Below are 20,472 nucleotides of genomic sequence, written 5' to 3'. Positions count from 1 at the left end.
TGGTGGGAAAGTAGGCCGCCGCCAAGACGTATTTCAACCACAAAAAACTCCGGTACCGATGAGGGCCGGAGTTTTTTGCGTTTGCAGGAGGGGCGTGGGCTGGATAGCTCCCTTTTCTATGTTGATTTTATGTCCACTATGTGTCCGCCGTGGCTGTTTCACCATACCACAAAGCGGGGTAACAACTGAACCAGACTAGCCCGCATATTCGGAACGTGCTTCTTGGATACGCTGCAGGGTGTCCAGAAACTCGGCCTCGCGGTCAGGCGGCGACAGGCGCAGGGCCTCAACGGCCAGAGCCTCGGCCTGATCTAGGCGCTGACGCTGGATATAAAGCAGCCAGGCCAGATTATTGCGCGGCTCGGGATTCAAGGGCAGTGAGACTATGGCATTGACATAGGCCTTCTCAGCCTCCTCCATCCGTCCGAGGGCGAAAAGGACGTTGCCAGTATAGAGGTGGGCCAGAGGTTCATTGCGCATGGCCGCCTGATATTCGCGCAGGGCTTCGGGTAGGTTGCCGCCGGACTCGTAGGCCAACCCAAGTTTGAGGTGCTCTGCCGGACTCAGAGGATCCTGATGCATGGTGATGCGAGGCATGGCGCAGGCGGTCAGTCCCAAGGTAAGACACAGAGCCAGACATAGGACCAGAAACATGGGGGCTGGCCGTTGCTGAATGCGGGTGGTGTGATTCATAGCGTTTTGGACTCCACCAGAAGTGTCCAGTTGTCAGCCCGTTCCCACGTTCGCAGGACATCTGCCCAGGGCAGGAGCGCATGCTTCCTGCGGCCGGTGTTAGCAATGAGTCCTTGCGGGGCGTAGCCCACAGCCACTAGGTAATGGTAGGTACTCACCGGGCCTACGCCCAGATCAAGCATGAGCACCAAGGGGCGGCCTGCATCCACGTTACGTATTATATCCTCAACTGTCCCCCGCCAGAAACGCGATGAATAGCCTCTGTTGCGGGGATACAGCGCCAAGTCCAGACTCACTGAGCCGCGTAATTCTGGCCTGTACACCGCCAGAGCAATTTGGTCGGGCGTGGCCGGATCGCCCAAGAAATTGAGCACGCCGGCCAGAGAGGCCGGGCCGCACTGGTAATCTTCCTGAGCGTGGAAGGGCACGTCTGCAATGGTTTGGGTATCCGATGGCGGCATAAATCCCAGAGGCAGACCCGCGGCACAGGAAGTCAGGGCCAGCGTTACCAAAAAAGCCAGAACCGCCCGCAGGCAGAGTTTGAGACGGTTCTGGCAAAGAGGTTGGTTACCAGTGAACTCGTTGGCGGTCATTTTCGAGTTATGTCAACTTGTAAATGACGAGGCCCAAAGTCACGATGATGAGGATGACAACGACCAAGCCCAAGACGCTGCCACCCGAGTCCAAGGACCCGAGTTGAGAGGCCAGACTGTGAAGTTCTCCGTCTGAGAGCATCCCGAGGCGGGTGTCAATCTCATCCCGGGAATACCCTAGGGCGGCCAGCCGCTCCGTGACCATCTTGTTTTCCAGAGCATTTTGCACTGAGGTCATGTCTTGTGCACCCTGTTCCACTGAACTGCTCTGGGCCGTTGGGACAAAGCTGGCTTCCACATTGGGGACAAAGGCCAGCATGGTCATGATAAGAACCATTATAAAGGTGACATGAACCATAAGGCGAGACCTGATGACGGTGTTCATTATTCCTCCTGTAATACAGGGTGATACGACTGTGCCGGGGTTCCGGCGGGGTTGGCCTTTCTGGAGAAGGCCTCGCAATTACTCCGGCCGCGCTTAACTGATCCGGGTATTCAGAGCCAGAGCCCTGAATGGGCTCTGGCCGCTAGAGCCTTCCGGTCAGGACCAGGATTACGAGGACGATCAAAATTACCCCCCCCATGCCGCTGGGGCCATATCCCCACGACCGACTATGCGGCCACACCGGCAAGACCCCCAGCAGAAATAGAATCAATAAGATGAGGAGAATTGTTCCTAAGGACATTTCCGTGCTCCTTTGTCAGGGCGTGCATCTCAGCACCACCGTCTGAGCCGCAGAGTTAGTTGGCACCCAAGACGGTCATATTGTTGACCACCTGCTTGACGCCGTGTACGTCGTTCGCGAGCTTGGTTGCCAGAAACTTTTCAGAATCACTTTTGGCCTCACCCCCAAGGGTGACCACGCCGCCCTTGGTAGAGACAGTGGTGTTGAGAGCGCTGGTCGAGCGGTGATACAACAGGGTTATTTTGACCAGAGCCGTGACCGAAGCGTCGTCAATCAAATCACCAACAGCGTCCAGCTTCTCGCCCATAGTGGCTTCTCCTGGTTTTACGGGGGTGCCCTGCACAGTCATCTCGTTCTTAACGTTTTTGACGCCATCTACATCTTGGGCGTATTCGCTAGCCAGATCCCTTTGCGCCGAGTTGACGGCTTCGCCGCGCAGGGTGATGGTTCCATTGCTGGCCAAGACTTCGGTCTTGGCTCCGCTCACGTTCCGATGGAACAGGAGGGTTGTCTTGACTTTGGTGATGAGCCATGCATCCGAATGAGCCTCTGGGGGCGTTCCCTTTATGTTCAGCTTATTGTCGACACTCTTGACTCCCGGCAGACTGGCGACTGTCTCCCGAGCCAAGGCTCTTGATGCGTCGTCGGAAACAGTCCCGGTCAAGGTGACTTCGCCATTGTTGGATTTGACGTCCACATTATCGTCCTTGAGGTAATGCTTGAAGACATAGGACTGTTTCGCTGCCTTAACGATGTTGTCATCCACTTCGGATGCGTACAGGTGGCCCCCCAGATAGAGCAGGGATGCGATTGCCGTCATCAGTGTTACGAAGACCATTGTTCTTTTCATCTGTATTACTTTTCCTTTAATGTAGCGGTGTGCCTGTTCTGTTTTTGGTTAACCTTTATGTGAAGGTCAGTTCATTAATGTCCACGCCCTGCGCTTTGGTGGCACGACTCGCACGAGGGGTAATATCAATATTCGTGCCCAAAGCGCTGCCTCGGCAATTTGCTGATATGTATGGACAATGTCGAGATACCTTTCAGCGTAAAAGGCGGTATTCCCGCTTTATGAGAATCATGAAGCAAGAAATTCTTGGTTCTCAATAACCGATGGAGTGGAAATGAAGAGGTGAAGTGGGTTTATCTCTTGGTGCGCAGCCCGTGCTTCTTCAACAGGCTGTAAAGGCGGGCTTGGCTAAGCCCGGAAATGGCTTTGGCCTGCTGGAAGTCGCCAGAGCAAAACCGCATCAGGTCACTGAAGTAAGTCTTTTCGGCCGTGGTCAACGCCTTATCGTGAAACGCCTTCCAAGGGCCGGGGGCGGTATGGCCGGGGGCGAATGTTGCGACGTTCTCATATCCGGCTGCCTTGGAACGGGCGAAAAGAGCGCGCATATCAGTGGGCAGATGCCGCGGTGTGAGCACATGCTCTGCGGGCGCTGCCGCCACCATGGACTCAATGACCTGAGACAATTCCCGGACATTGCCGGGCCAGGAATGCTCGCGGAGTATCTGCATCAGGTCCGGGGACAAAGACTTTATGGGAAGCCTGTTGCCGCGACATATTCGCACAAGAAAATAATCCACAAGTTCCGGCAGGTCTTGGCGGTGCTCCCGCAAAGGGGGGAGTTCGAGGGTGATGGCGCGAACGCGGAATAGGAGGTCCTCTCTGAACAAACCGTTGGCAACCATTGCCATGAGGTCCCGGTTGCTTGCGCAGACGAGACGAAAATCGCTGTGCTGCTCATGCGATCCCCCCAAGGAACGAAAGGTTCGATTCTCAAGAACACGTAGAAACTTTTTTTGCGTTTGCAGGTCGAGTTCGCCGATTTCGTCTAGGAACAAAGTTCCGCCGTGCGCCTGTTGGACAAGGCCCGGCACAGTTTCGGTGGCCCCGGAAAAGGAACCTTTACGGTGTCCGTAGAGTTCACTTCCGGCGATGCTCTCTTGGAGTGCCGCACAATCAACGACCACAAACGGCCTATTCGCCCGGGAGCTGTTATCGTGTAGGGCGTGGGCGAAGAGGTCCTTGCCCACGCCGGTCTCTCCATAGATAAGGACGTTTGCGCTGCTTTTCGCAGCCTTGGCCATAAACTGAATGCACTGGGTCAGCTTAGAACTAGAGCCTACAATTCGGTCCCGCTTAGCTGGCAGGAGGTTCATCTTTTTATCACGGTACTCCAGTGCCTGCCGGAGAGAATGACGGATTTCCAGAGGAGTCTGGCCCTTGTCGATGTAATCCCATGCCCCACTGCGAATGGCCAGATCTGCGCCGTTGGGATCACTTGCTCCGGTTATGATGATCACTTCGGGATTGGACTCCATATTCATGAAGTGGGATAATGCGTTGAGTCCGTTTCCGTCGGGCAAGGCCACGTCCAGATATACCAAGTCAAAATCTTCTTGGCGGGCCAGATCCAGTCCCTTCGCGAGAGTCTGCACGGCGCGGACCTCGTGTCCTGCCGAACGCACCAGTTCCGTCAGCATCATACAGATGACTTCTTCGTCATCAACGATAAGCACCCGGATCATGCGCTTCTCCCTACAGGTTTACTACGTAAGCTACGCAGGCGGCTGGACACCGCGTTGACCACCATCGTTCAGGAAGGACCGCAGTGTAACGGTAAGCCGCGATGCCTCAGCCTGAAGCTGAGGCAGACACTGTCTGGCCAAGGCCAGATTTCGGTTAACGGCGTGACGTTGCATCTCTTGCGCGCAACGCAAAAGGGGATGGGCCTGAACGGGACCGGAACTGCCTACCAAGGAATGCGCGCTTGAAGCTGCTTGGTCGAGATTTCCCTGCGCAAGACCGTACTCAAGGTCTGCAACCTGCGTTTCAAGGGCAGTTAAGGTCACCCTGAAGAGTTCTCTCAGAAATTGTTCCGGGAAGGACTCGCGCAGTTCTTTGAAGTCCAAGGGGGCTTCCACAACGGACGCCGGGCCCGCAACCGCTCGGCGGGTATGCTGCGTAGAGATTGCCCGGGACCGGAGAGTGCGGGCCGCAAGTTTGGACACTACGGCCAAGAGCGTGCTTCGGGTAATCGGCTTTGTGAGATAGTCGTCCATGCCAGCAGAGAGAAACCGCTCTTTGTCTCCTTCCATGGCATACGCCGTGAGCGCCAGAATGGGCGTGTGTGAGTTAACGGGCCCGGAAGATGATGACCGGATTCGACGAGTGGCTTCAATGCCGTCCATGCCAGGCATGTTCACGTCCATTAGTACGCAATCAAATGGCCCGGCGGCCAGCGCATCCAGGGCTTCCTGCCCGTTTCTCACGCCGACCACCGCATGACCAGCCCTGGTAAGAAAATGGTGCAGGACCTTGCGGACCGGTTCGCTGTCCTCGGCCACGAGTACACGCAAGGCACGGACTGAGGTCGCGGCCATAGCTTCGCCCTGTATCGAGTCTACAGATTGGGGAGTGCCGAACAGCAATGTGAAATGGAATCTGCTCCCTTGTCTGGGGTTACTCTCCACACCGATGGTTCCACCCATCAGTTTAATCAGGCGCTCGGAAATGGCCAGCCCCAGACCGGACCCCCCGAATTGTTTGGCGATGGAGCTGTCTAGCTGAGTGAACTCAAGAAACAGCGCAGGAATGTCTTCTGGGGCGATACCGATGCCGGTGTCCGAAACCATGAAGTTGAGCATGACCTCTGGGCCGGAATGCGGAAGCCTGGAAACTTCTAGATCGATGCGGCCTTGAGGGGTGAACTTTAGAGCGTTCCACAGCAGGTTTTGGAGAACTTGATCCAGCCGTCCTTGGTCTCCATGCAACAAACGGGGGCAGTTTGGATCTATCCTTAAAGCAAGCTCAAGTCCTCGGCGCTGGGCCTCCACCGCGAAGGAGTTGGTGATCTTTTGCAAAGTTGCGTGGAGATCGAAATCCAAAGGGCATAACTCCAGCCTTCGGGCCTCAATCTTGGAAAGGTCAAGGATGTCAGCGATGAGGCGCAGCAGGGATTCCGCAGAGTTCTGAATGCTCAGGAGGTTTTCGCGCACCTCCATGGGCAGGGGACTGTCCAGAAGCATCTCGGATACGCCAACAATGGTGGCAATGGGGGTGCGGATCTCGTGGCTCATGTTTGCCAGAAATTGGCTTTTTGCACTGTTGGCGGCATCGGCTGCAATCTTGGCCTGATGCAGTTGGTCCTCAAGCTCCTTGCGACCGGTAATGTCATTCAGGAAGATCAGGCTGGCTGGCGACTCCTCCCAGGAGAAGGAAGCACCGTGGGCTTCGATCCACCTCACCCGTCTGTCTCCGCACGATATGCGGAAAACCAGCCTGCCCCCAGGCTCTCCAGTTCGGTAGGCTTTGGCCACGGCTTTCCTGTCGTTGGGGAGAACGATCTCCATGAACGACCGCCCCGCAAGAGCTTCCTGAGAATAACCCAGAACCATAGCGGCACGGGGATTCATCAGGCGCAACCGCGAGCCTATGAGAATGATGATACCCTCATCGGCCTTTTCGAAAAGAGTACGGTAGCTCTCATCGCTGCGGGCTAGGGCCTCCGTGGTCGTTTTCATCAAGGAAATGTCGGTGAGGGCCATATTGGCTATGGTTGAGCCGTCTTCACCCATGCGGACTGCGCTCTTGAGGAGGACTGAAAGGCGGACTCCCTGCCGGGACAGGAGGCGTACCTCGATTTCAGAGGTGCGTCCTGCGCCTAGGGATTCCCGGATATTAAAGTACAGTTTGTCTGCGTCCTGCCGGTCCATGAAACTGCTGAGGGCCTTGCCGAGGAGTTCCAAGCGTGGGCAGCCAAGCATGGCGCACGCTGTGTTGTTAGCCTCAAAGATCAGTCCCTGTATGTCGGTGGTAACATGCCCGACAGGTGAGAATTCGTAGAGTTCCGCATATCGTTTGCGATTTATCTCGGCCTTAAGCTCTGCCAGCTTGAGTTCTTCGTTTTGGGCCTCCAACTCGGCGTGCAGGACGCTGACCTCTTGAAGCAGGGCTTTCAAATCATGGCGGTTAAACTGCTCAAGGTCCTTTGAATGGCCATGCAGGACATCTTTGGCATGTTGCCTCATCCGGGTTTCGACCATGTTTTCCCGCTCCTTTTCCTCGAAGCAAACGCACCGAGCCTAGGCCGGGAACTTGCGGAGAAAATTCTAAAGGGTATCCGCTGAGCGTATAATCAGGCAATATTCATCGGATGACCACTCGGCGATAGGCGGGCTATTACCATCTATTCTAGAATACACCCGTAGGCTTCTTCGTCAAGCGAACAGATGATTATAGAGTTTCGAGGATGGTGGAGAAAAAATCAGCCTTGTTGCTGGGCATGTGCTAAGCTCCCCCTATTTTCATGTTAGGCTCCTTCTGGTCCCGCGGAAGGGGGCAACGGGCTAAACGGGTAAAAGCGTTTTGCAGGGCAGTGAAAGGGCTGCCAGGCGAGAACTTGCTGCACATGATTAGGAAGAAAGAACGCAGAAAGAGGCGAGTTGAAAAAATCCTTCAAATTAAAGGCGTTCCCATCTATATACCAGTCCATGCAGTTATGGCTACCCTTACACGCGGAGCACGTATGGAAAAGGATGTCAGGATTATCGGCAGGGTGAGTTCCTCGCTCAAACGCCTTGAAGAGTGCCCCAAGCAGGGGGACGAAGGCGCGCCTGAGGCGTGGGTGGAGATTGACGAAGACTATGTGGACGGGCTGGATACGCTTGAGGAAGGCCAAAGCATAACTCTGCTCACATGGATGCACCTTGCCGACCGGGATGTGCTTGCTGTGCACCCGCGTGGCGACGCCAGCAGGCCCAAACGCGGCGTGTTTAACACCCGTTCGCCTGCGCGGCCCAATCCCGTGGGGCTGCATGAAGTGCGCATTCTGGAGATAAAGCGCAATCTGCTCAGGGTTTTTCCGCTTGAGGTGGTGGATGGCACGCCTGTCATAGACATTAAAACGGAGTTCATTCAGCGCATTGGTACGCGGGAAACACGTCAGGAGTGGGGGGCGGGTATTCCTTCGCGTGAGGCGGATATACTGCGGGATATCTGCCGCAGGGCGTGGTCACGGGGGCTGCTTTCCGGCTTTAACGGCAACGTCTCCATGCGGCTGGGCAGGCTGGGGCATGACGGTCATGCGCCCAGACATGCTGGTGAGCAGGCCGGTGAGCAGACCGGTGAGCAGTTGGCCGGGCAAACCGGTAGGCAGACCGGCGGGAATGCGGACGATATGTGCCTGATAACCTGCACCGGTTCCGCCAAGGGCAATCTGAAGCCGGGAGATCTGGCTATGGTGAATATTCGCACGGGTGAGACGGTGGCAGGAGGGAAGCCCTCTTCCGAAGCGGGAATGCATCTTGAAATCTACCGCAATCAGCCGCAGGCGCAGGCGGTGGTGCACACGCATCCGCCCAAGTTGCTCGCGCTGGGGGTGCATGTACCCGTTGCGGACATGCTGCGGTTGCCTATCTTTGAATCAGACCTCATCCGCGCCAAGTTTACCAGCGTGCGCGACAACGAACCCGGAACCCATGCACTGGCGCGTGACGCCGGACTTGCCGCACGGCACCACGAAGGAATTTATCTGGAACGCCACGGCCTTGCCTGCTGGGGGCCTGATGCTGCTTGGGCGCTGGCACTGAGCGAGGAGATAGAGCATCTGGCAGGTGTGCACCTTGACGTTTTGACGAAACGGTAGCGACATTGCCGTTGCGGAAGGCGGCACGGCTTGCAAAATAGGCATAAACGCGCTACTTCGCCCCTTCCACACCGGTGTTTGCCGCCGCACCCCGACGATGTGCGGCCGGACAGCCTGAGGTGAGATTACGGTAAGGATATCGAGGATATGGCAGCAAAAAGCCCGGATATGACCCCTGTCGCAGCCTCTGACTTCGCCCCGGACTTTGCGAAAACGGGCGGACTTGTACCCGCCATTGCGCAGGACCACGCCACAGGCGAGGTGCTGATGATGGCCTACATGAACGAGGAATCGTGGAACAAGACACTGGAAACCGGCGAGGCCCACTACTGGAGCCGCAGCCGGGGTACCCTGTGGCATAAGGGCGGGACATCGGGCCATACCCAGCATATCAAGGCCGTGCGGCTTGACTGCGACAGCGACACCATTTTGCTGCTCGTGGATCAGATAGGCGGCGCGGCCTGTCATAAAGGGTACAGAAGCTGTTTTTACCGCGAACGCAAGGACGGTATGGTTTCCGTCTGCTCCCCGCTCGTTTTCGACCCCAAGGAGGTCTATAAATAATGTCCGAGACGCAACGCCAGATCAAGCTGGGCATACCCAAAGGCTCGCTGCAGGATTCCACGCTCAACCTTTTTGAACGCTGCGGCTGGAAGGTGCGCCAGCACCACCGCAACTATTTCCCGGAAATCAACGACCCGGAAATCACCGCCCGGCTGTGCCGCGTGCAGGAAATTCCGCATTACATACAGGACGGCATTCTGGACGTGGGCCTGACAGGTAAGGACTGGCTGCTGGAAACCGGCGCGGATGTGCACGTGGTTTCGGACCTTGTGTATTCCAAGGTTTCCAACCGCCCTGCCCGCTGGGTGCTTGCCGTGGCGGGCGATGCTCCGTTCCGGACCCCGCAGGACCTTGCAGGCAAGCGCATTGCCACCGAACTGCTGGGCGTGACCAAAAAGTATTTCGCGGACCTTGGTATTCCCGTGGACGTGTTTTATTCGTGGGGTGCCACGGAAGCCAAAGTGGTGGAGGGGCTTGCCGACGCCATTGTGGAGGTGACGGAAACGGGCACCACCATCCGCGCCCACGGGCTGCGTATCATTGACGATGTGCTGGTGACCAATACCCAGCTCATCGCCAACAAGAAAACATGGGAAGATCCGTGGAAGCGCCGCAAGATTATGCAGATAGACCTGCTGCTGCAGGGCGCGCTTCGTGCCGACGACCTTGTGGGCCTGAAGATGAACGTGCCGGGGGACAAGCAGGACGCCATTCTGGAGCTTTTGCCCTCGCTGAATTCGCCCACGGTTTCCCAGCTTAAGGACAGCCACTGGCTTGCCGTGGAAATTGTGGTGGACCGCAGCATAGTGCGCGACCTTATCCCCCAGTTGGTGGAAGCGGGTGCCGAAGGCATAATCGAGTATTCGCTGAACAAGATCGTCTGACCCTTATCTGACGCGATGCACACAGGGACGGAAAGGCCGCTGGCTTTTCCGTCCCTTTTCCTTTGCGCGGTACGGGCAGAGGGGGCGTGCCTCTGCGCTGGGCAGGGAATGGAAAGCTCTCCCGCGTGCTGGTGGCTTCACGGGGAAGAGGCGCAAAGCGGGGCTGGTCCGGAGTTAGTCCCGAGCTAGTCCGGGGATAATCGGGCCTGATTGATCCTTGATCCTGCGGGGGTGCTGTAGAGAAAGACAGCCGGTGCCCATGGAGGAGCCTTACGCATGCAGAAGATTATGGAGCAAACCAGTTTCTTGTTGATTTTGAAAATCATATTCAATATGAGAGGGGGGAACGCTGCCGAGGCTGCCCGGAGACATACCTTCCGGGATAGGCGGCAAAGAGACGCACAAGCAAGGCCGGGATTTTCGAGATTGCTCGGGAATGTTCCGGGAGTATTTTCGGGGGAATGCATGTTTCAGAAAGAAGAGGAATGCATTGAGCAGGCGGAGGAACTGCTTTCTTCCCTGCTGCGGGGAACCGTGGCGGAGAAGCCGTTTGGCGACCTGCTGGATGTGGCCCGCAAACTGCTCAGGCAGTCGCGCAGGCTGGTGACCATGGGAGACCGCATGCAGGCCCAGTTGAGTTCGCTGAACGATGAACTGAACCATATGGCGCGTACGGACGCCCTGACCGGTCTGGACAACCGCAGGCAGTTCATGGAGGTGGCGCGCAAGGAGCTTTCGCGCTCGCGCCGTACGGGCAAGCCCTTTTCGCTTCTGCTCATTGATGCGGATCACTTTAAATCCATCAATGACACTTGGGGGCACGATGTGGGCGACAGGGTGCTGCGCGACATAGCCTCGCTGCTGAACGGAGCGGTGCGCGCGCATGATATGCCTGCCCGCATAGGCGGCGAGGAGTTTGCCGTGCTGCTGCCGGAAACGGATTGCCGCGAGGCGGCCTTGCTGGCGGAACGCATACGCCTTGCCATGGAGCGCCATATTATGCTGGTGGAGCAGGCTGCGGTGCGTTTTTCCGTGTGCATCGGCTGCACCACGGGTAGCGGGCAGGAAAAGGGGCTGGATCTTGAGGTCATGCTCAAGCGGGCGGATGTGGCCCTGTATGCCGCAAAGAAAAACGGGCGCAATCGTGTGGAGCGGTATCCCGGCCCGGACTGCCTGCCGGATTGTCCTGTGGCGGCTGCAGAACGCGTGCGGCACCAGGGGGAGGCATGAAGTCTGACTCTTCCGGGTCCCGTGTAACGGGAGGGCTGTACGCGCGTATTCTCGATTATGCGGCAGGGCTGCGCACTGTTACCAAGATGAAGATCATTCTTGCGCTGTGCCTTATCCTGTGTCCCCTTGTTCTTCTGCTGCTGCATGAGGGCATGAGCCATACCCAGCTGGGCAACCTGCTTGCGGGATGGATTGCGGCAGGGTTTATTGTGCTGATTCCGCTGTCCCATTTTTTTGCCCACATTCTCGCCCTGCGCAGTGTGAAAGAGCTGAACGCCCTGTGCGGGCAGATGCGCGAAGGCAATCTTACGCCCTTTGAATCTCTGCCGCCGGAGCCCACAGACAACGATGCCCTGCAGACACTGCGGCATAACCTGTTCTGGATAGGGCACATCATAGACAGCCGCCAGAAGGCCTTGAACGGGGCGTTGCGGAACCTGAACGAGGCGCAGGCGCGGCAGCATGAATCCATAGAGTATGCCAGCGTTATCCAGAACGCGTTTCTTCCTGCCGAGGCAACCCTGCACGAGCTGTTTGCGGAGCATTTTCTGCTATGGAGCCAGAGGGATACCGTGGGAGGCGATGCCTACTGGGTGCGCCGCGCCCGTGACGGTTTTTTTGTGGCGGTGGTGGACTGCACGGGCCACGGGGTGCCCGGTGCGTTTATGACACTTATCGTGCATTCCCTGTTTGAAAGGCTGGATACGGACGCGCTGCGGGCCGACCCCGCCGGTGTGATCGGCGCCATGAACCGGGCCATACGCGGAGCCCTTGCGCAGGACCGGGCCAACTCTCTTTCCGATGACGGCATGGACTGCACCGTGCTGTTTGTGGATGAAGCCGCCCGCACGCTGCATTTTGCGGGTGCGCGGCATTCGCTGTTCATGCTGCCGGCGGGCATACATGGCGGCGACGGGGAAGGGGTGGAGATTCGAGGCGATAGGTGCGGTGTGGGCTACGTGCGCACCCCGGAAGACTATGTGTATACAAACCATGTGCTGCCGTTGCAGGCGGGCACGCGGTATTACTGCCTTACGGACGGACTGACGGATCAGGTGGGCGGGGCCAACGGGCTGCCTTTCGGCAAGTCGCGTTTTCTTTCGTTCATCCGGGAAAACGGGAACGTGCCGTTGGCGCGGCAGCGTACCCTGCTGGAAGCAACCCTCAAGGAATATATGGGCCGCGAAACCCGGCGCGATGACGTGACGGTTCTCGGTTTTACGGTGTGAATATATGGAGATGAATATGCTTTCGTTCTACGAGACCATGAACCGCGAAGGCGTGGTGCTCTATTTCAACGGGCCCATCTCGCAGAGCGTGGTTGAAGGGATTGGCGATATGATGCGCCGCAAGATGGCCTTTGAAGAAAACGGCATGCAGCTGGCGCAGAAGGTTTTTTCCGTGCTTGTGGAGCAGATGCAGAACGTCATATGCTACGCCCGCGAATCCTGCACGGCCACGGAGTGTATAGGTGTGGGGCAGATCATGGTGGGAAGGTCGGGGGAACAGTTCTACGTGGCGTGCGGGAATCCCGTGAGCCGCAAGCGCGAACAGCGCATCCGCGAACGGATAGATACCGTGAACGGCATGTCGCGCGAGGAACTGAAGGCCTACTACAAGGAACAGCGGCGCAAGGGGCCGGACGAGGATTCGTGCGGCGCAGGGCTGGGATTCATAGAAATGGCCCGCAAGGCCAGCCGCCCGCTGCAATACCGGTTTGACCCGATAGACGACACCACATCCTTTTTTGCCGTGAAGGTACATATTTAGGGAGGGGGATTCCCCATGACACCACTGGCGCGTTTTTATGTGGCGGCGACCAAATCATCGCCTGCCATAGACTTTGACCCCGCAAGCAACAGCATGAGCATGCGCGGCGAATCATACCCGGAAAACTGCTCGCGGTTCTACGAGCCTGTGTTCCAATGGCTGCGGCATTATCTGGCCTATACAGGCACGCAGCCCATGCTGCTGGACTTGGAGATTATCTATTTTAACAGCTCCAGCTCCAAAACATTCATGGATCTGTTTGATCTGCTGGATGCAGCCGCGGAAACGGGCAAGCCGGTTACCGTGCGCTGGCATTACCACCCGGAAAACGAAACCGCCTTTGAATGCGGCGAGGAGTTTCAGGAAGATGTGCGCCATATGACGTTTGAGTTGGTGCCCAAGACCGTTTGATGCTGAAATCCGGCCTGCCAACAGCCTGTCTACCTTGCCTGCAGAGCTCGCCTGCAGAGTCAGCCTGTAGAGCCAGCCTGTAGTGCCAGCCTGTTGACCTGCGCGGCTGTAGACGGCAGTGTGGTTTCCCACCCTGAACCACCGCAACGCAAAGGCGGCAAGATATGACCTTCATACCGGAACAGCTGTACGGCATCATCGGGCATCCGCTCGGTCACACCATGAGTCCCGCCCTGCACAACTGGGGATTTGCCCGGTGCGGCATACGCGCCGTGTACATGGCCTTTCCGCTGCCGCCGGAAAAGCTGGCGGACTTTGTCACCGCCTTTCGCACCCTGCCCCTGAGCGGTGCCAGTGTGACCATTCCCCACAAGGAAGCGGTTATGCCCCTGCTGGACGGCGTTACCGGAAGGGCGCAGGCCGTGGGAGCCGTGAACACCCTGTTCTGGGAGCAGGGCAGGCTTATGGGCGACAATACGGACGTGGCGGGTTTTCTTGCCCCCTTGCGGGAACGCGCGGGTACGGTGCGCAAGGCACTGGTGCTCGGCGCGGGCGGTGCTGCCAAGGCTGTTCTGGCCGGATTGAACGAGCTGGGGGTGGGCGAGGTGCTTATTGCCAACCGTGCCCGCGAGCGCGCCGAGGCAGTGGCAGCCCCTTTCGGGGCGGCAGTGGTGCCATGGGAAGACCGCGCAGGGACGGGAGCGGATCTTGTGATCAACTCCACCCCCCTTGGCATGGCGGGAGAGAACGCGGGGCGCACCCCCTATCCGGCGGAAGGGTTTTCCGGAAAAGGGCTTGCCTATGACCTTGTGTACAACCCGCTGCACACGCGGTTTCTTGCAGAGGCGCAGGCAGCAGGCTGGGAAACGCTGGACGGCCTGCATATGTTCGCGGCACAGGGGGCCGAGCAGTTCCGCATCTGGACCGGTGAGGAACTGCCGCTTGGGGATGTGCGGCAGCGGATAGCTGAATATTTGATGCTGTAATAGGTTGTCCTAATGTTCTCTTGTCTGAACGAAGTGTTTGGACCGGAGTGTTTTTTTGGCGAATGGGTATGTGATATAACATAATTATTGCGAGAGTGAGATATGCAACAACAGAATGAGGGCGCATGGAGTGCCGGAGGGGAGGCGCAGGAAACGGGGGTGGTAATGGCAGAGCCGGTGCGGGATGAGAACGCGGGATTGCCTGGGGGGCAGTCCGGAGAGTTTCGCCGTTTGGTGGAATTTAAAGGGAACGGATGGCAATTGTTCAAAATTTGGATTGTCAATTTTCTGCTTACCGTTCTCACGCTGGGTATTTATCATTTCTGGGCGAAAGTGAAGGTGCGCAAGTACCTGTGGTCCAACACGGTCGTTGAGGGAGAACCATTGGAATATACCGGAACGGGCAAGGAACTGTTCTTTGGTTTTCTGATCATTGCCGTGGTATTTGTCGTCTACAACTCGGCAGTGCACTTCTATGTGGGGCCAGCGCAGCAAATTGTACCCAGCTTGCTGCTCATTGCGCTCGTGCCCTTTTGGTTTTTTGCAACGTATAGGGCTATCCGCTACCGTTTAACGCGGACTGTATGGCGCGGCATCCGCTTTAATCTTTCGGGCAGCGCATGGCGCTTCACCTTGGTGGCGCTGGGGCAGACGCTGCTTAATATCATCACGCTCTATCTGTGGTATCCCAAATCCCGTGCCGTGCTCCGGAAGCGTATAGTCGGAAACATGTGGTACGGTTCCCGAAGCTTTTGGTTCACCGGAAAGGCAAAACCTTTGTATGTGCCCTTCTTGGTGGCTCTGGTAGGGATGATAGGGTTTGGTGGAGCCGGTATGATGCTGGTGGATTTGGGTTCAGCGGTAGGCAATCTTAATGAAGATCCCGGCAGGGCGGCGGTTAAGGGGCTTCTTGTGGCACTTGGCACCGTTTACGGCATGCTGTTGTTGGGATCGTTGTCCACCTATTGGTTTGCCGCGGTTTGTATTCGTTGGGAAGCGATGAACACGCGTTTCCCCGGTGTGGAGTTTCGCAGCACCATTACACTGCGCAGAATGCTGTGGCTGGAATTGACCAATCTGCTGCTGCGTCTTTGCACGCTTGGCTTTGCAGCCCCTTGGCTCATAGTGCGTTCCCATCGTGTGTATTTGCATTCTTTGCACGTTCAGGGCGATCTGGATTACGTGCACCTTGCGCAGGATGAGCAGAATGCGCCCAAGCACGGTGAGGGCTTCTTTGAAGCATTTGATCTTGATCTCGCGGTGTAGCGACAGACACGGATGGAATAACCAATGCACGATCAGCATGCTCGGGGATGTGACGTTCAGGAGAATGGCCCGGAGTTCCGGTATTACGATGGAAGAACAGCACAGCCCTACACGGTAAAGGTTGAAGCGCAGGGAGAGCACCTTCGTATCACTTCCCCTTCGGGGGCGATAATGGCCATATGGTCTCTGGAAAGCCTTGTGCTGCCGGAGTTCATGAAGCCTCCCTACGCGCTTACGCACACCCCGGGTACGGGAGAGCGGCTGACGGTGGTGAACCAAGCGGCGCATGGGCAATTGGCTCCGTACTTGAACGGTATTCGACGTTCCGCGTTCCGCGCATCGATTCGCAGATGGGGGCGGGTTTCTGCTGTTGCCTGGCTGTTGGGCCTGATGGCATGGTGGGCCTTTCCATACCTTGTTGATGCGGTGGTAGCCCGTGTGCCCATTGAGACAGAGCAACGGCTCGGCAATGATGTCCGGGAACAGCTTGGGACCTTGCTTGCCAAAAAAAGAGATGGGAAGGCGAAGTGGTGCGAGCAGCAAGAAGGAGTGTCTGCCATCGCTTCTTTGGTGGAACGCCTTTCCGTTGCGGAGCCGTCTTCCTATACGTTTTCAGTGAAGGTTGTGGATTCTCAGATTATGAATGCCTTTGCTGCCCCCGGAGGGAGCATGCTCGTTACCTCTGCCCTGCTTGAGATGGTGGAAACACCAGAAGAACTGGCCGGGATAATAGCCCATGAAATGGGGCACGTAAAAGAACAGCATGGGTTGCGCAACATGGCTGGCAGCTATGGCGTGCAGCTCGCGAGCACGATCTTGTTTGGTCATGACGGTGGATTTATGGGCGGGGCAGCCCGCAGTCTTGCCCTTCGTATGACCACCTCGTCATGGAGTCGGGATTATGAGCGAGCGGCAGATGCGCACGCTTTTGCCCTGCTGGAGAAGTCAGGCATAAGCACGTCCGGGCTGCTTACTTTTTTTGAAAGGCTTGAGGAAGAGGCAGGCCACAATCAGGGGGTGTTCGCCTATCTGGGGATGCTCAGTTCGCACCCGGAAACAGCGGAGCGCATAAACACGCTCCGGGTGCTTGTTGAGGAGCAGGCGGCTGTCGCAGGCGGGGCTGCCGTGGCTGAGAGTGTGTTGTCTTGGGAGGCTTGGGAAGCCGTACGCAATATCTGCGAGTAGTCTCCGTTCCTTGCGTTGCGCTGGTTGATGCCTAAAGGCGGATGGTCGGGGAGCGTGTTGCGGCCTGCCGGGCCACGGTACGGAGTTTTTCGGTCGATAGCCTTCCGTTAAGTTTCCGATGCGTGACCGAAGGGTTTGCAATGTTGATCTGAATTTCTTCCGAATAATCCGTGTGTTGTGTGGCGTCAGTGGGTGTTGCGCAGAATCCACGGCCATGTGGTTTCCAGATGCTGGCGCACATGGTTGCCGAAGGCGAGCAGCAGGGCTGATTTGTATTTCTGGCGGTGGGTAACGGCGTAGAAGCGCCGGGTGAACCGCACGCCCTGCACCTGCACGGGGAAAAGCTCGCCGTTTGCCAGTTCGCGCTGGAAGCAGAACGGGGACATGCAACTGACGGTATCCGGGTTTTTGAGCACCATTTTTATGGACTCTATGTGCTCCAGTTCCAGAAACACGTTAAGCCGCTTCTTGGCGGGGCCGAGGTGTTCCCACATGGTCTGCCGGGTACCGGAGCCCGGTTCGCGCAGAACCCATTTGAGCCCCAGCAGTTCCTCAATGGTGTATTCCCGCTCTGAGGCGAAGTGCTTGTCGGAGGAGACCACCACCAGTTCTTCGGTGCACAGTTCGCGGAAGTCTGCCACGCGGCATTCGTAGTCGCCTTCTATGAAGCCAAGCGCCACGCTGCCGCTTTCTATGCCCGCGATGACCTCTTCCGAGTTACGGCTGAGCATCTCCACCTGCACCTCAGGGTAGCGGGTGCGGAAGTCGAACAGAACCTGCGGCATGATGTAGTCTGCAATGGTGGAGCTTGCAGCCACCGTGAGCACGCCCGCCATGCGGTCCTGCCGGAAGATGGTTTCCACCTCCTGCAACTGCTCCAGCGCCGGGCGCACCCTGTTCAGCAGCAGGCGGCCGCTTTCGTTGGGCACGAGGCGGTTGCTTATGCGGTCGAAGAGTTGTTCGCCCACGGCGTCTTCCAGCGCTTTTATGGACATGGAGACGGCGGATTGCGTGAGGTAGTGTTCTTCTGCCACCTTGCCGATGTGCGGGTTGCGCATAAGCGAGATAAAGAGTTCGAGCTGTCGCACCGTGATATTCACTGTCAACCTCTTCAGAAAATTTTAACGACTTTTTAAATATTATAAATTTGCTTTCCGGGCTACCCCGGATATGATGCTTTCACCATCACGACGGGAACGGGTGGCGACAGTACTGCCATTTTTCTGTACGCCTTTTCCCCCAGTTGGTTTTGCGCTTCTTCCTCCTTTTTCCCCTACGAGGCCCTGCACGCCCACACCCGCAGGGCCTCACTTTTTGGCGGGTGACTGACGCCAGAAACTCCGTGTTCTCCGTACCCCCGTGCGGTGAGCAAAAAAGCAGCCCGGAGCGGTTTATCCGTTCCGGGCTGCCTGCGTTGTAAAGCAGGGGGGACGGAAGGCTCATGTGCGCAGCGAGCCGCGGTAGTCCTCAAGGTCGGCTATGCCCAGCTTGTTCAGCAGTTCGGTGAATTCGTTTACCAGGCGGAAGCTGAAGTCCGGACGCAGGAAATTGGCTGTGCCCACCTGAACCGCGTGTGCGCCCACCAGCATGAATTCCAGCACATCTTCTGCGCTGGTAATGCCCCCGATGCCTATGACAGGCACGGTCACGGCGCGGCACACCTGCCATACGCAGCGCAGGGCCACCGGCTTTATGGCGGGCCCGGAAAGGCCGCCGATGATGTTTGCCAGCAGCGGTTTGCGGGTGCGTATGTCCACCCCCATGCCGGAAAGGGTGTTTATGCATGATATCATGTCTGCCCCGGCATCTTCCACTGCGCGGGCGATGGTGGCGATATCCGTGACATTGGGGCTGAGCTTGATGATGACGGGTTTGTCGCCCGCCACGCGCTTGACGGCTTCCGTCACACGGGCGGCGGCTTGGGCGTCCTGCCCGAAGAGGATGCCACCTTCTTTCACGTTGGGGCAGGAGATGTTTACCTCTATGGCGGCAATGCCCTGCTCACGGGCGAGGATGGAGGCTAGTTCGGCGAATTCTGCCGGGTCGCAGGCGTAGATGTTGGCGATGACCGGCACATCGCGCCACGGCAGCTTGGGCAGCTTGTCGCGCAGGAAGGATTCTACGCCGGAGTTTTGCAGGCCCACGGCGTTGAGCATGCCGCAGGGCGTTTCCGCAATGCGCGGCATGGGGTTGCCTGCACGGGGCGCAAGGGACAGGCCCTTGACCACGATGCCGCCGAGGGTGGTCAGGTCGCCGTAAGGGGCAAATTCCAGCCCGTAGCCGAAGGTGCCCGAGGCTGTGAGAATGGGGTTTCTGAAGCTGAAGTCCGGAAGACCGGGAAGATTTAATCGCATGTCCATGTACGTTTCCGCCTGGCTGCCTGCTGCACGGGGAGAATGCTCCGCGTTACAGGCTGTTCAAAAAATGGCGCGGTGCACGATGCAGAAAACTGCTGCGCCGCCGCGTACGTTATGCCGGGGCCGTGCTGCCCGGGGAGTTGCTTCGAGGCTCGCTCCGAGGACAGCCCCGAGGTTTGCCCGGATGCCCGCCCGTATGGCCGCCCGGAGGCAGCACACGGGGTAGACCCGGCCCCTGCTAGTTTTCTTCCAGCGTGACCTGATGGGCCCAGAACACCGGGCCGTGCTCGCATACCTGCGCCCTGCCCGCCGCCACGCCGGAGGCGGTCATGTCGTCGGAAACCTTGGTCACGCAGCCAAGGCATGCGCCCACGCCGCAGGCCATGCGGGTTTCCAGCGAAAGCTGGCACCGCGCCCCGTGCTGAAGGGCAAGCTTCTGCACGGTGGCCAGAAACGGGGTGGGACCGCAGGCAAGCACCAGCCCGTCCTGCGCGGCGTATTCCGCTATGCGTTTGTCCATGCGTTCTATGAAGGCCGCAAGGTCTTCCCGGCTGGTTTCGTGGTGGGCATCGCCCATGATTTTTTCGTTGATGGATTCGAACGGATAGCAGTTGAGCGGCATGCGGTGGCCGAACTCCATGTGCAGGTTCCACGGCTTGGGGTGGTGGTGGGTGTAGCCCACAAAGGGGGCGATACCTATGCCGCCTGCCAGCATGAGGGTGGGGGTGTCCGGTTCCATGGCAAAGCCGTTGCCCAGCGGGCCCCACACCAGTACCTCGTCGCCTGATTTGAGGGTGGCCATGCGGCGGGTGCCCCGGCCCACGGCCTGAAAGAAGAGCACAAGGTCGCGCGGGCTTACCCGGCAGATGGAAAAGGGCCGTGCCCAGAGCATGTCCAGCGCCCAGCCGGAGGGACGCACCATGACAAACTGGCCGGGAAGCCAGTTGGTCCATTCGGGGCGCTCCAGACGCAGGGCGAAAAAGAGGTGTTCCCCGGCTACCTGCCCGAAGGGAACATTATCCAGCACCTTCAGGACGGTGCATTGTTCTTTGGTCATTATGTCGTCACCTTTGAGAAAAATCGGAGGACGGGCTATACGACCGTCTGTACCCGGCGCCAGATGCCGGGCGGACGTCGGTTCCGGCACGGTTTGGTTACGGCGCACGCCCCCTGCACTGACATAGACCGTCATTCCGT

20 protein-coding genes are annotated in these 20,472 nt (G+C 57.8%); 10 read left to right on the top strand and 10 right to left on the bottom strand.

Annotation, left to right across the window (positions count from 1 at the left end):
- Window positions 1-195 precede the first annotated feature (195 nt).
- From HUV26_RS06160 to HUV26_RS06130, 7 genes are all read right to left on the bottom strand, one after another.
- The gene (locus tag HUV26_RS06160) at window positions 196-693 is read right to left on the bottom strand and encodes a tetratricopeptide repeat protein (protein ID WP_243451290.1); all 498 of its coding nucleotides are present in this window, start codon (window positions 691-693) and stop codon (window positions 196-198) included.
- Window positions 690-1,154 carry a C39 family peptidase gene (locus tag HUV26_RS06155; RefSeq protein ID WP_174409233.1) on the bottom strand — a complete coding sequence of 155 codons (465 nt, stop codon included), beginning with the start codon at window positions 1,152-1,154 and terminating at the stop codon, window positions 690-692. Before HUV26_RS06155 ends, HUV26_RS06160 begins: the two co-directional genes overlap by 4 nt.
- A gap of 139 nt (window positions 1,155-1,293) precedes the next feature.
- Complete coding sequence (locus HUV26_RS06150; protein WP_174409232.1) at window positions 1,294-1,671, bottom strand: PA2779 family protein; 378 nt, start codon at window positions 1,669-1,671, stop codon at window positions 1,294-1,296.
- A gap of 142 nt (window positions 1,672-1,813) precedes the next feature.
- Window positions 1,814-1,972: a DUF3309 family protein gene (locus HUV26_RS06145; protein WP_174409231.1), complete on the bottom strand. Its 159-nt coding sequence runs from the start codon at window positions 1,970-1,972 to the stop codon at window positions 1,814-1,816.
- Between the two features lie 55 nt (window positions 1,973-2,027).
- A complete protein-coding gene (locus HUV26_RS06140; RefSeq protein ID WP_174409230.1) occupies window positions 2,028-2,822 on the bottom strand; it encodes a BON domain-containing protein in 795 nt (264 codons plus the stop codon).
- A gap of 293 nt (window positions 2,823-3,115) precedes the next feature.
- Window positions 3,116-4,504 (bottom strand): sigma-54-dependent transcriptional regulator, encoded by a 1,389-nt coding sequence (locus tag HUV26_RS06135; RefSeq protein WP_174409229.1) that lies wholly within the window; start codon window positions 4,502-4,504, stop codon window positions 3,116-3,118.
- Between the two features lie 30 nt (window positions 4,505-4,534).
- Window positions 4,535-7,021 carry a PAS domain S-box protein gene (locus HUV26_RS06130; RefSeq protein ID WP_174409228.1) on the bottom strand — a complete coding sequence of 829 codons (2,487 nt, stop codon included), beginning with the start codon at window positions 7,019-7,021 and terminating at the stop codon, window positions 4,535-4,537.
- Window positions 7,022-7,503: 482 nt separating this feature from the next.
- On the opposite strand from HUV26_RS06130, the gene tsaA reads away from it, so the two are divergent.
- The 10 genes from tsaA to HUV26_RS06080 all read left to right on the top strand — a co-directional run bounded on the left by tsaA (window position 7,504) and on the right by HUV26_RS06080 (window position 16,918).
- A complete protein-coding gene (tsaA, locus tag HUV26_RS06125; protein ID WP_174409227.1) occupies window positions 7,504-8,622 on the top strand; it encodes a tRNA (N6-threonylcarbamoyladenosine(37)-N6)-methyltransferase TrmO in 1,119 nt (372 codons plus the stop codon).
- 168 nt (window positions 8,623-8,790) lie between these two features.
- Window positions 8,791-9,186, top strand: coding sequence for a phosphoribosyl-AMP cyclohydrolase (hisI, locus tag HUV26_RS06120; protein ID WP_174409249.1), 396 nt, complete (start codon window positions 8,791-8,793; stop codon window positions 9,184-9,186).
- On the top strand, window positions 9,186-10,070 hold the full coding sequence (gene hisG / locus HUV26_RS06115; protein WP_174409226.1) for an ATP phosphoribosyltransferase: 885 nt from the start codon (window positions 9,186-9,188) through the stop codon (window positions 10,068-10,070). Before hisI ends, hisG begins: the two co-directional genes overlap by 1 nt.
- A 465-nt stretch (window positions 10,071-10,535) precedes the next feature.
- The gene (locus tag HUV26_RS06110) at window positions 10,536-11,300 is read left to right on the top strand and encodes a GGDEF domain-containing protein (RefSeq protein WP_174409225.1); all 765 of its coding nucleotides are present in this window, start codon (window positions 10,536-10,538) and stop codon (window positions 11,298-11,300) included.
- Window positions 11,297-12,529 carry a SpoIIE family protein phosphatase gene (locus HUV26_RS06105; RefSeq protein WP_174409224.1) on the top strand — a complete coding sequence of 411 codons (1,233 nt, stop codon included), beginning with the start codon at window positions 11,297-11,299 and terminating at the stop codon, window positions 12,527-12,529. Before HUV26_RS06110 ends, HUV26_RS06105 begins: the two co-directional genes overlap by 4 nt.
- Window positions 12,530-12,545: 16 nt before the next feature.
- The gene (locus HUV26_RS06100; RefSeq protein ID WP_243451289.1) at window positions 12,546-13,070 is read left to right on the top strand and encodes a SiaB family protein kinase; all 525 of its coding nucleotides are present in this window, start codon (window positions 12,546-12,548) and stop codon (window positions 13,068-13,070) included.
- A 15-nt stretch (window positions 13,071-13,085) separates the two neighbouring features.
- The gene (locus tag HUV26_RS06095) at window positions 13,086-13,481 is read left to right on the top strand and encodes a DUF1987 domain-containing protein (protein WP_174409222.1); all 396 of its coding nucleotides are present in this window, start codon (window positions 13,086-13,088) and stop codon (window positions 13,479-13,481) included.
- A 164-nt stretch (window positions 13,482-13,645) separates the two neighbouring features.
- On the top strand, window positions 13,646-14,467 hold the full coding sequence (aroE, locus tag HUV26_RS06090) for a shikimate dehydrogenase (RefSeq protein WP_174409221.1): 822 nt from the start codon (window positions 13,646-13,648) through the stop codon (window positions 14,465-14,467).
- A gap of 102 nt (window positions 14,468-14,569) precedes the next feature.
- Window positions 14,570-15,733 carry a YjgN family protein gene (locus tag HUV26_RS06085; protein ID WP_174409220.1) on the top strand — a complete coding sequence of 388 codons (1,164 nt, stop codon included), beginning with the start codon at window positions 14,570-14,572 and terminating at the stop codon, window positions 15,731-15,733.
- A 171-nt stretch (window positions 15,734-15,904) separates the two neighbouring features.
- Window positions 15,905-16,918 carry a M48 family metallopeptidase gene (locus HUV26_RS06080; protein ID WP_174409219.1) on the top strand — a complete coding sequence of 338 codons (1,014 nt, stop codon included), beginning with the start codon at window positions 15,905-15,907 and terminating at the stop codon, window positions 16,916-16,918.
- A gap of 185 nt (window positions 16,919-17,103) precedes the next feature.
- Here HUV26_RS06080 and HUV26_RS06075 read toward each other — a convergent pair whose 3' ends face one another.
- The 3 genes from HUV26_RS06075 to HUV26_RS06065 form a co-directional block, all read right to left on the bottom strand.
- Window positions 17,104-18,018: a LysR substrate-binding domain-containing protein gene (locus HUV26_RS06075; protein ID WP_174409218.1), complete on the bottom strand. Its 915-nt coding sequence runs from the start codon at window positions 18,016-18,018 to the stop codon at window positions 17,104-17,106.
- Between the two features lie 339 nt (window positions 18,019-18,357).
- Window positions 18,358-19,278, bottom strand: a complete 921-nt coding sequence (locus tag HUV26_RS06070; protein WP_174409217.1) for a dihydroorotate dehydrogenase — start codon at window positions 19,276-19,278, stop codon at window positions 18,358-18,360.
- Between the two features lie 235 nt (window positions 19,279-19,513).
- Window positions 19,514-20,332: a dihydroorotate dehydrogenase electron transfer subunit gene (locus HUV26_RS06065; protein WP_174409216.1), complete on the bottom strand. Its 819-nt coding sequence runs from the start codon at window positions 20,330-20,332 to the stop codon at window positions 19,514-19,516.
- Window positions 20,333-20,472 lie beyond the last annotated feature (140 nt).

Origin of the sequence: Desulfovibrio psychrotolerans (assembly GCF_013340305.1) — a bacterium.
GTDB classification, from domain to species: Bacteria; Desulfobacterota; Desulfovibrionia; order Desulfovibrionales; family Desulfovibrionaceae; genus Halodesulfovibrio; species Halodesulfovibrio psychrotolerans.
This window is presented reverse-complemented; position numbering and strand designations above follow the sequence as displayed.

Coding starts and splice junctions, on each gene's coding strand:
- HUV26_RS06130 (WP_174409228.1), bottom strand. CDS start 7,021: ATGGTCGAAACCCGGATGAGGCAACATGCCAAAGATGTCCTGCATGGC.
- HUV26_RS06085 (WP_174409220.1), top strand. CDS start 14,570: ATGCAACAACAGAATGAGGGCGCATGGAGTGCCGGAGGGGAGGCGCAG.
- tsaA (WP_174409227.1), top strand. CDS start 7,504: ATGGAAAAGGATGTCAGGATTATCGGCAGGGTGAGTTCCTCGCTCAAA.
- HUV26_RS06095 (WP_174409222.1), top strand. CDS start 13,086: ATGACACCACTGGCGCGTTTTTATGTGGCGGCGACCAAATCATCGCCT.
- HUV26_RS06160 (WP_243451290.1), bottom strand. CDS start 693: ATGAATCACACCACCCGCATTCAGCAACGGCCAGCCCCCATGTTTCTG.
- HUV26_RS06155 (WP_174409233.1), bottom strand. CDS start 1,154: ATGCCGCCATCGGATACCCAAACCATTGCAGACGTGCCCTTCCACGCT.
- HUV26_RS06105 (WP_174409224.1), top strand. CDS start 11,297: ATGAAGTCTGACTCTTCCGGGTCCCGTGTAACGGGAGGGCTGTACGCG.
- hisG (WP_174409226.1), top strand. CDS start 9,186: ATGTCCGAGACGCAACGCCAGATCAAGCTGGGCATACCCAAAGGCTCG.
- HUV26_RS06140 (WP_174409230.1), bottom strand. CDS start 2,822: ATGAAAAGAACAATGGTCTTCGTAACACTGATGACGGCAATCGCATCC.
- HUV26_RS06110 (WP_174409225.1), top strand. CDS start 10,536: ATGTTTCAGAAAGAAGAGGAATGCATTGAGCAGGCGGAGGAACTGCTT.
- HUV26_RS06080 (WP_174409219.1), top strand. CDS start 15,905: ATGGCCATATGGTCTCTGGAAAGCCTTGTGCTGCCGGAGTTCATGAAG.
- aroE (WP_174409221.1), top strand. CDS start 13,646: ATGACCTTCATACCGGAACAGCTGTACGGCATCATCGGGCATCCGCTC.
- HUV26_RS06100 (WP_243451289.1), top strand. CDS start 12,546: ATGCTTTCGTTCTACGAGACCATGAACCGCGAAGGCGTGGTGCTCTAT.
- HUV26_RS06070 (WP_174409217.1), bottom strand. CDS start 19,278: ATGGACATGCGATTAAATCTTCCCGGTCTTCCGGACTTCAGCTTCAGA.
- HUV26_RS06135 (WP_174409229.1), bottom strand. CDS start 4,504: ATGATCCGGGTGCTTATCGTTGATGACGAAGAAGTCATCTGTATGATG.
- HUV26_RS06150 (WP_174409232.1), bottom strand. CDS start 1,671: ATGAACACCGTCATCAGGTCTCGCCTTATGGTTCATGTCACCTTTATA.
- hisI (WP_174409249.1), top strand. CDS start 8,791: ATGACCCCTGTCGCAGCCTCTGACTTCGCCCCGGACTTTGCGAAAACG.
- HUV26_RS06145 (WP_174409231.1), bottom strand. CDS start 1,972: ATGTCCTTAGGAACAATTCTCCTCATCTTATTGATTCTATTTCTGCTG.
- HUV26_RS06065 (WP_174409216.1), bottom strand. CDS start 20,332: ATGACCAAAGAACAATGCACCGTCCTGAAGGTGCTGGATAATGTTCCC.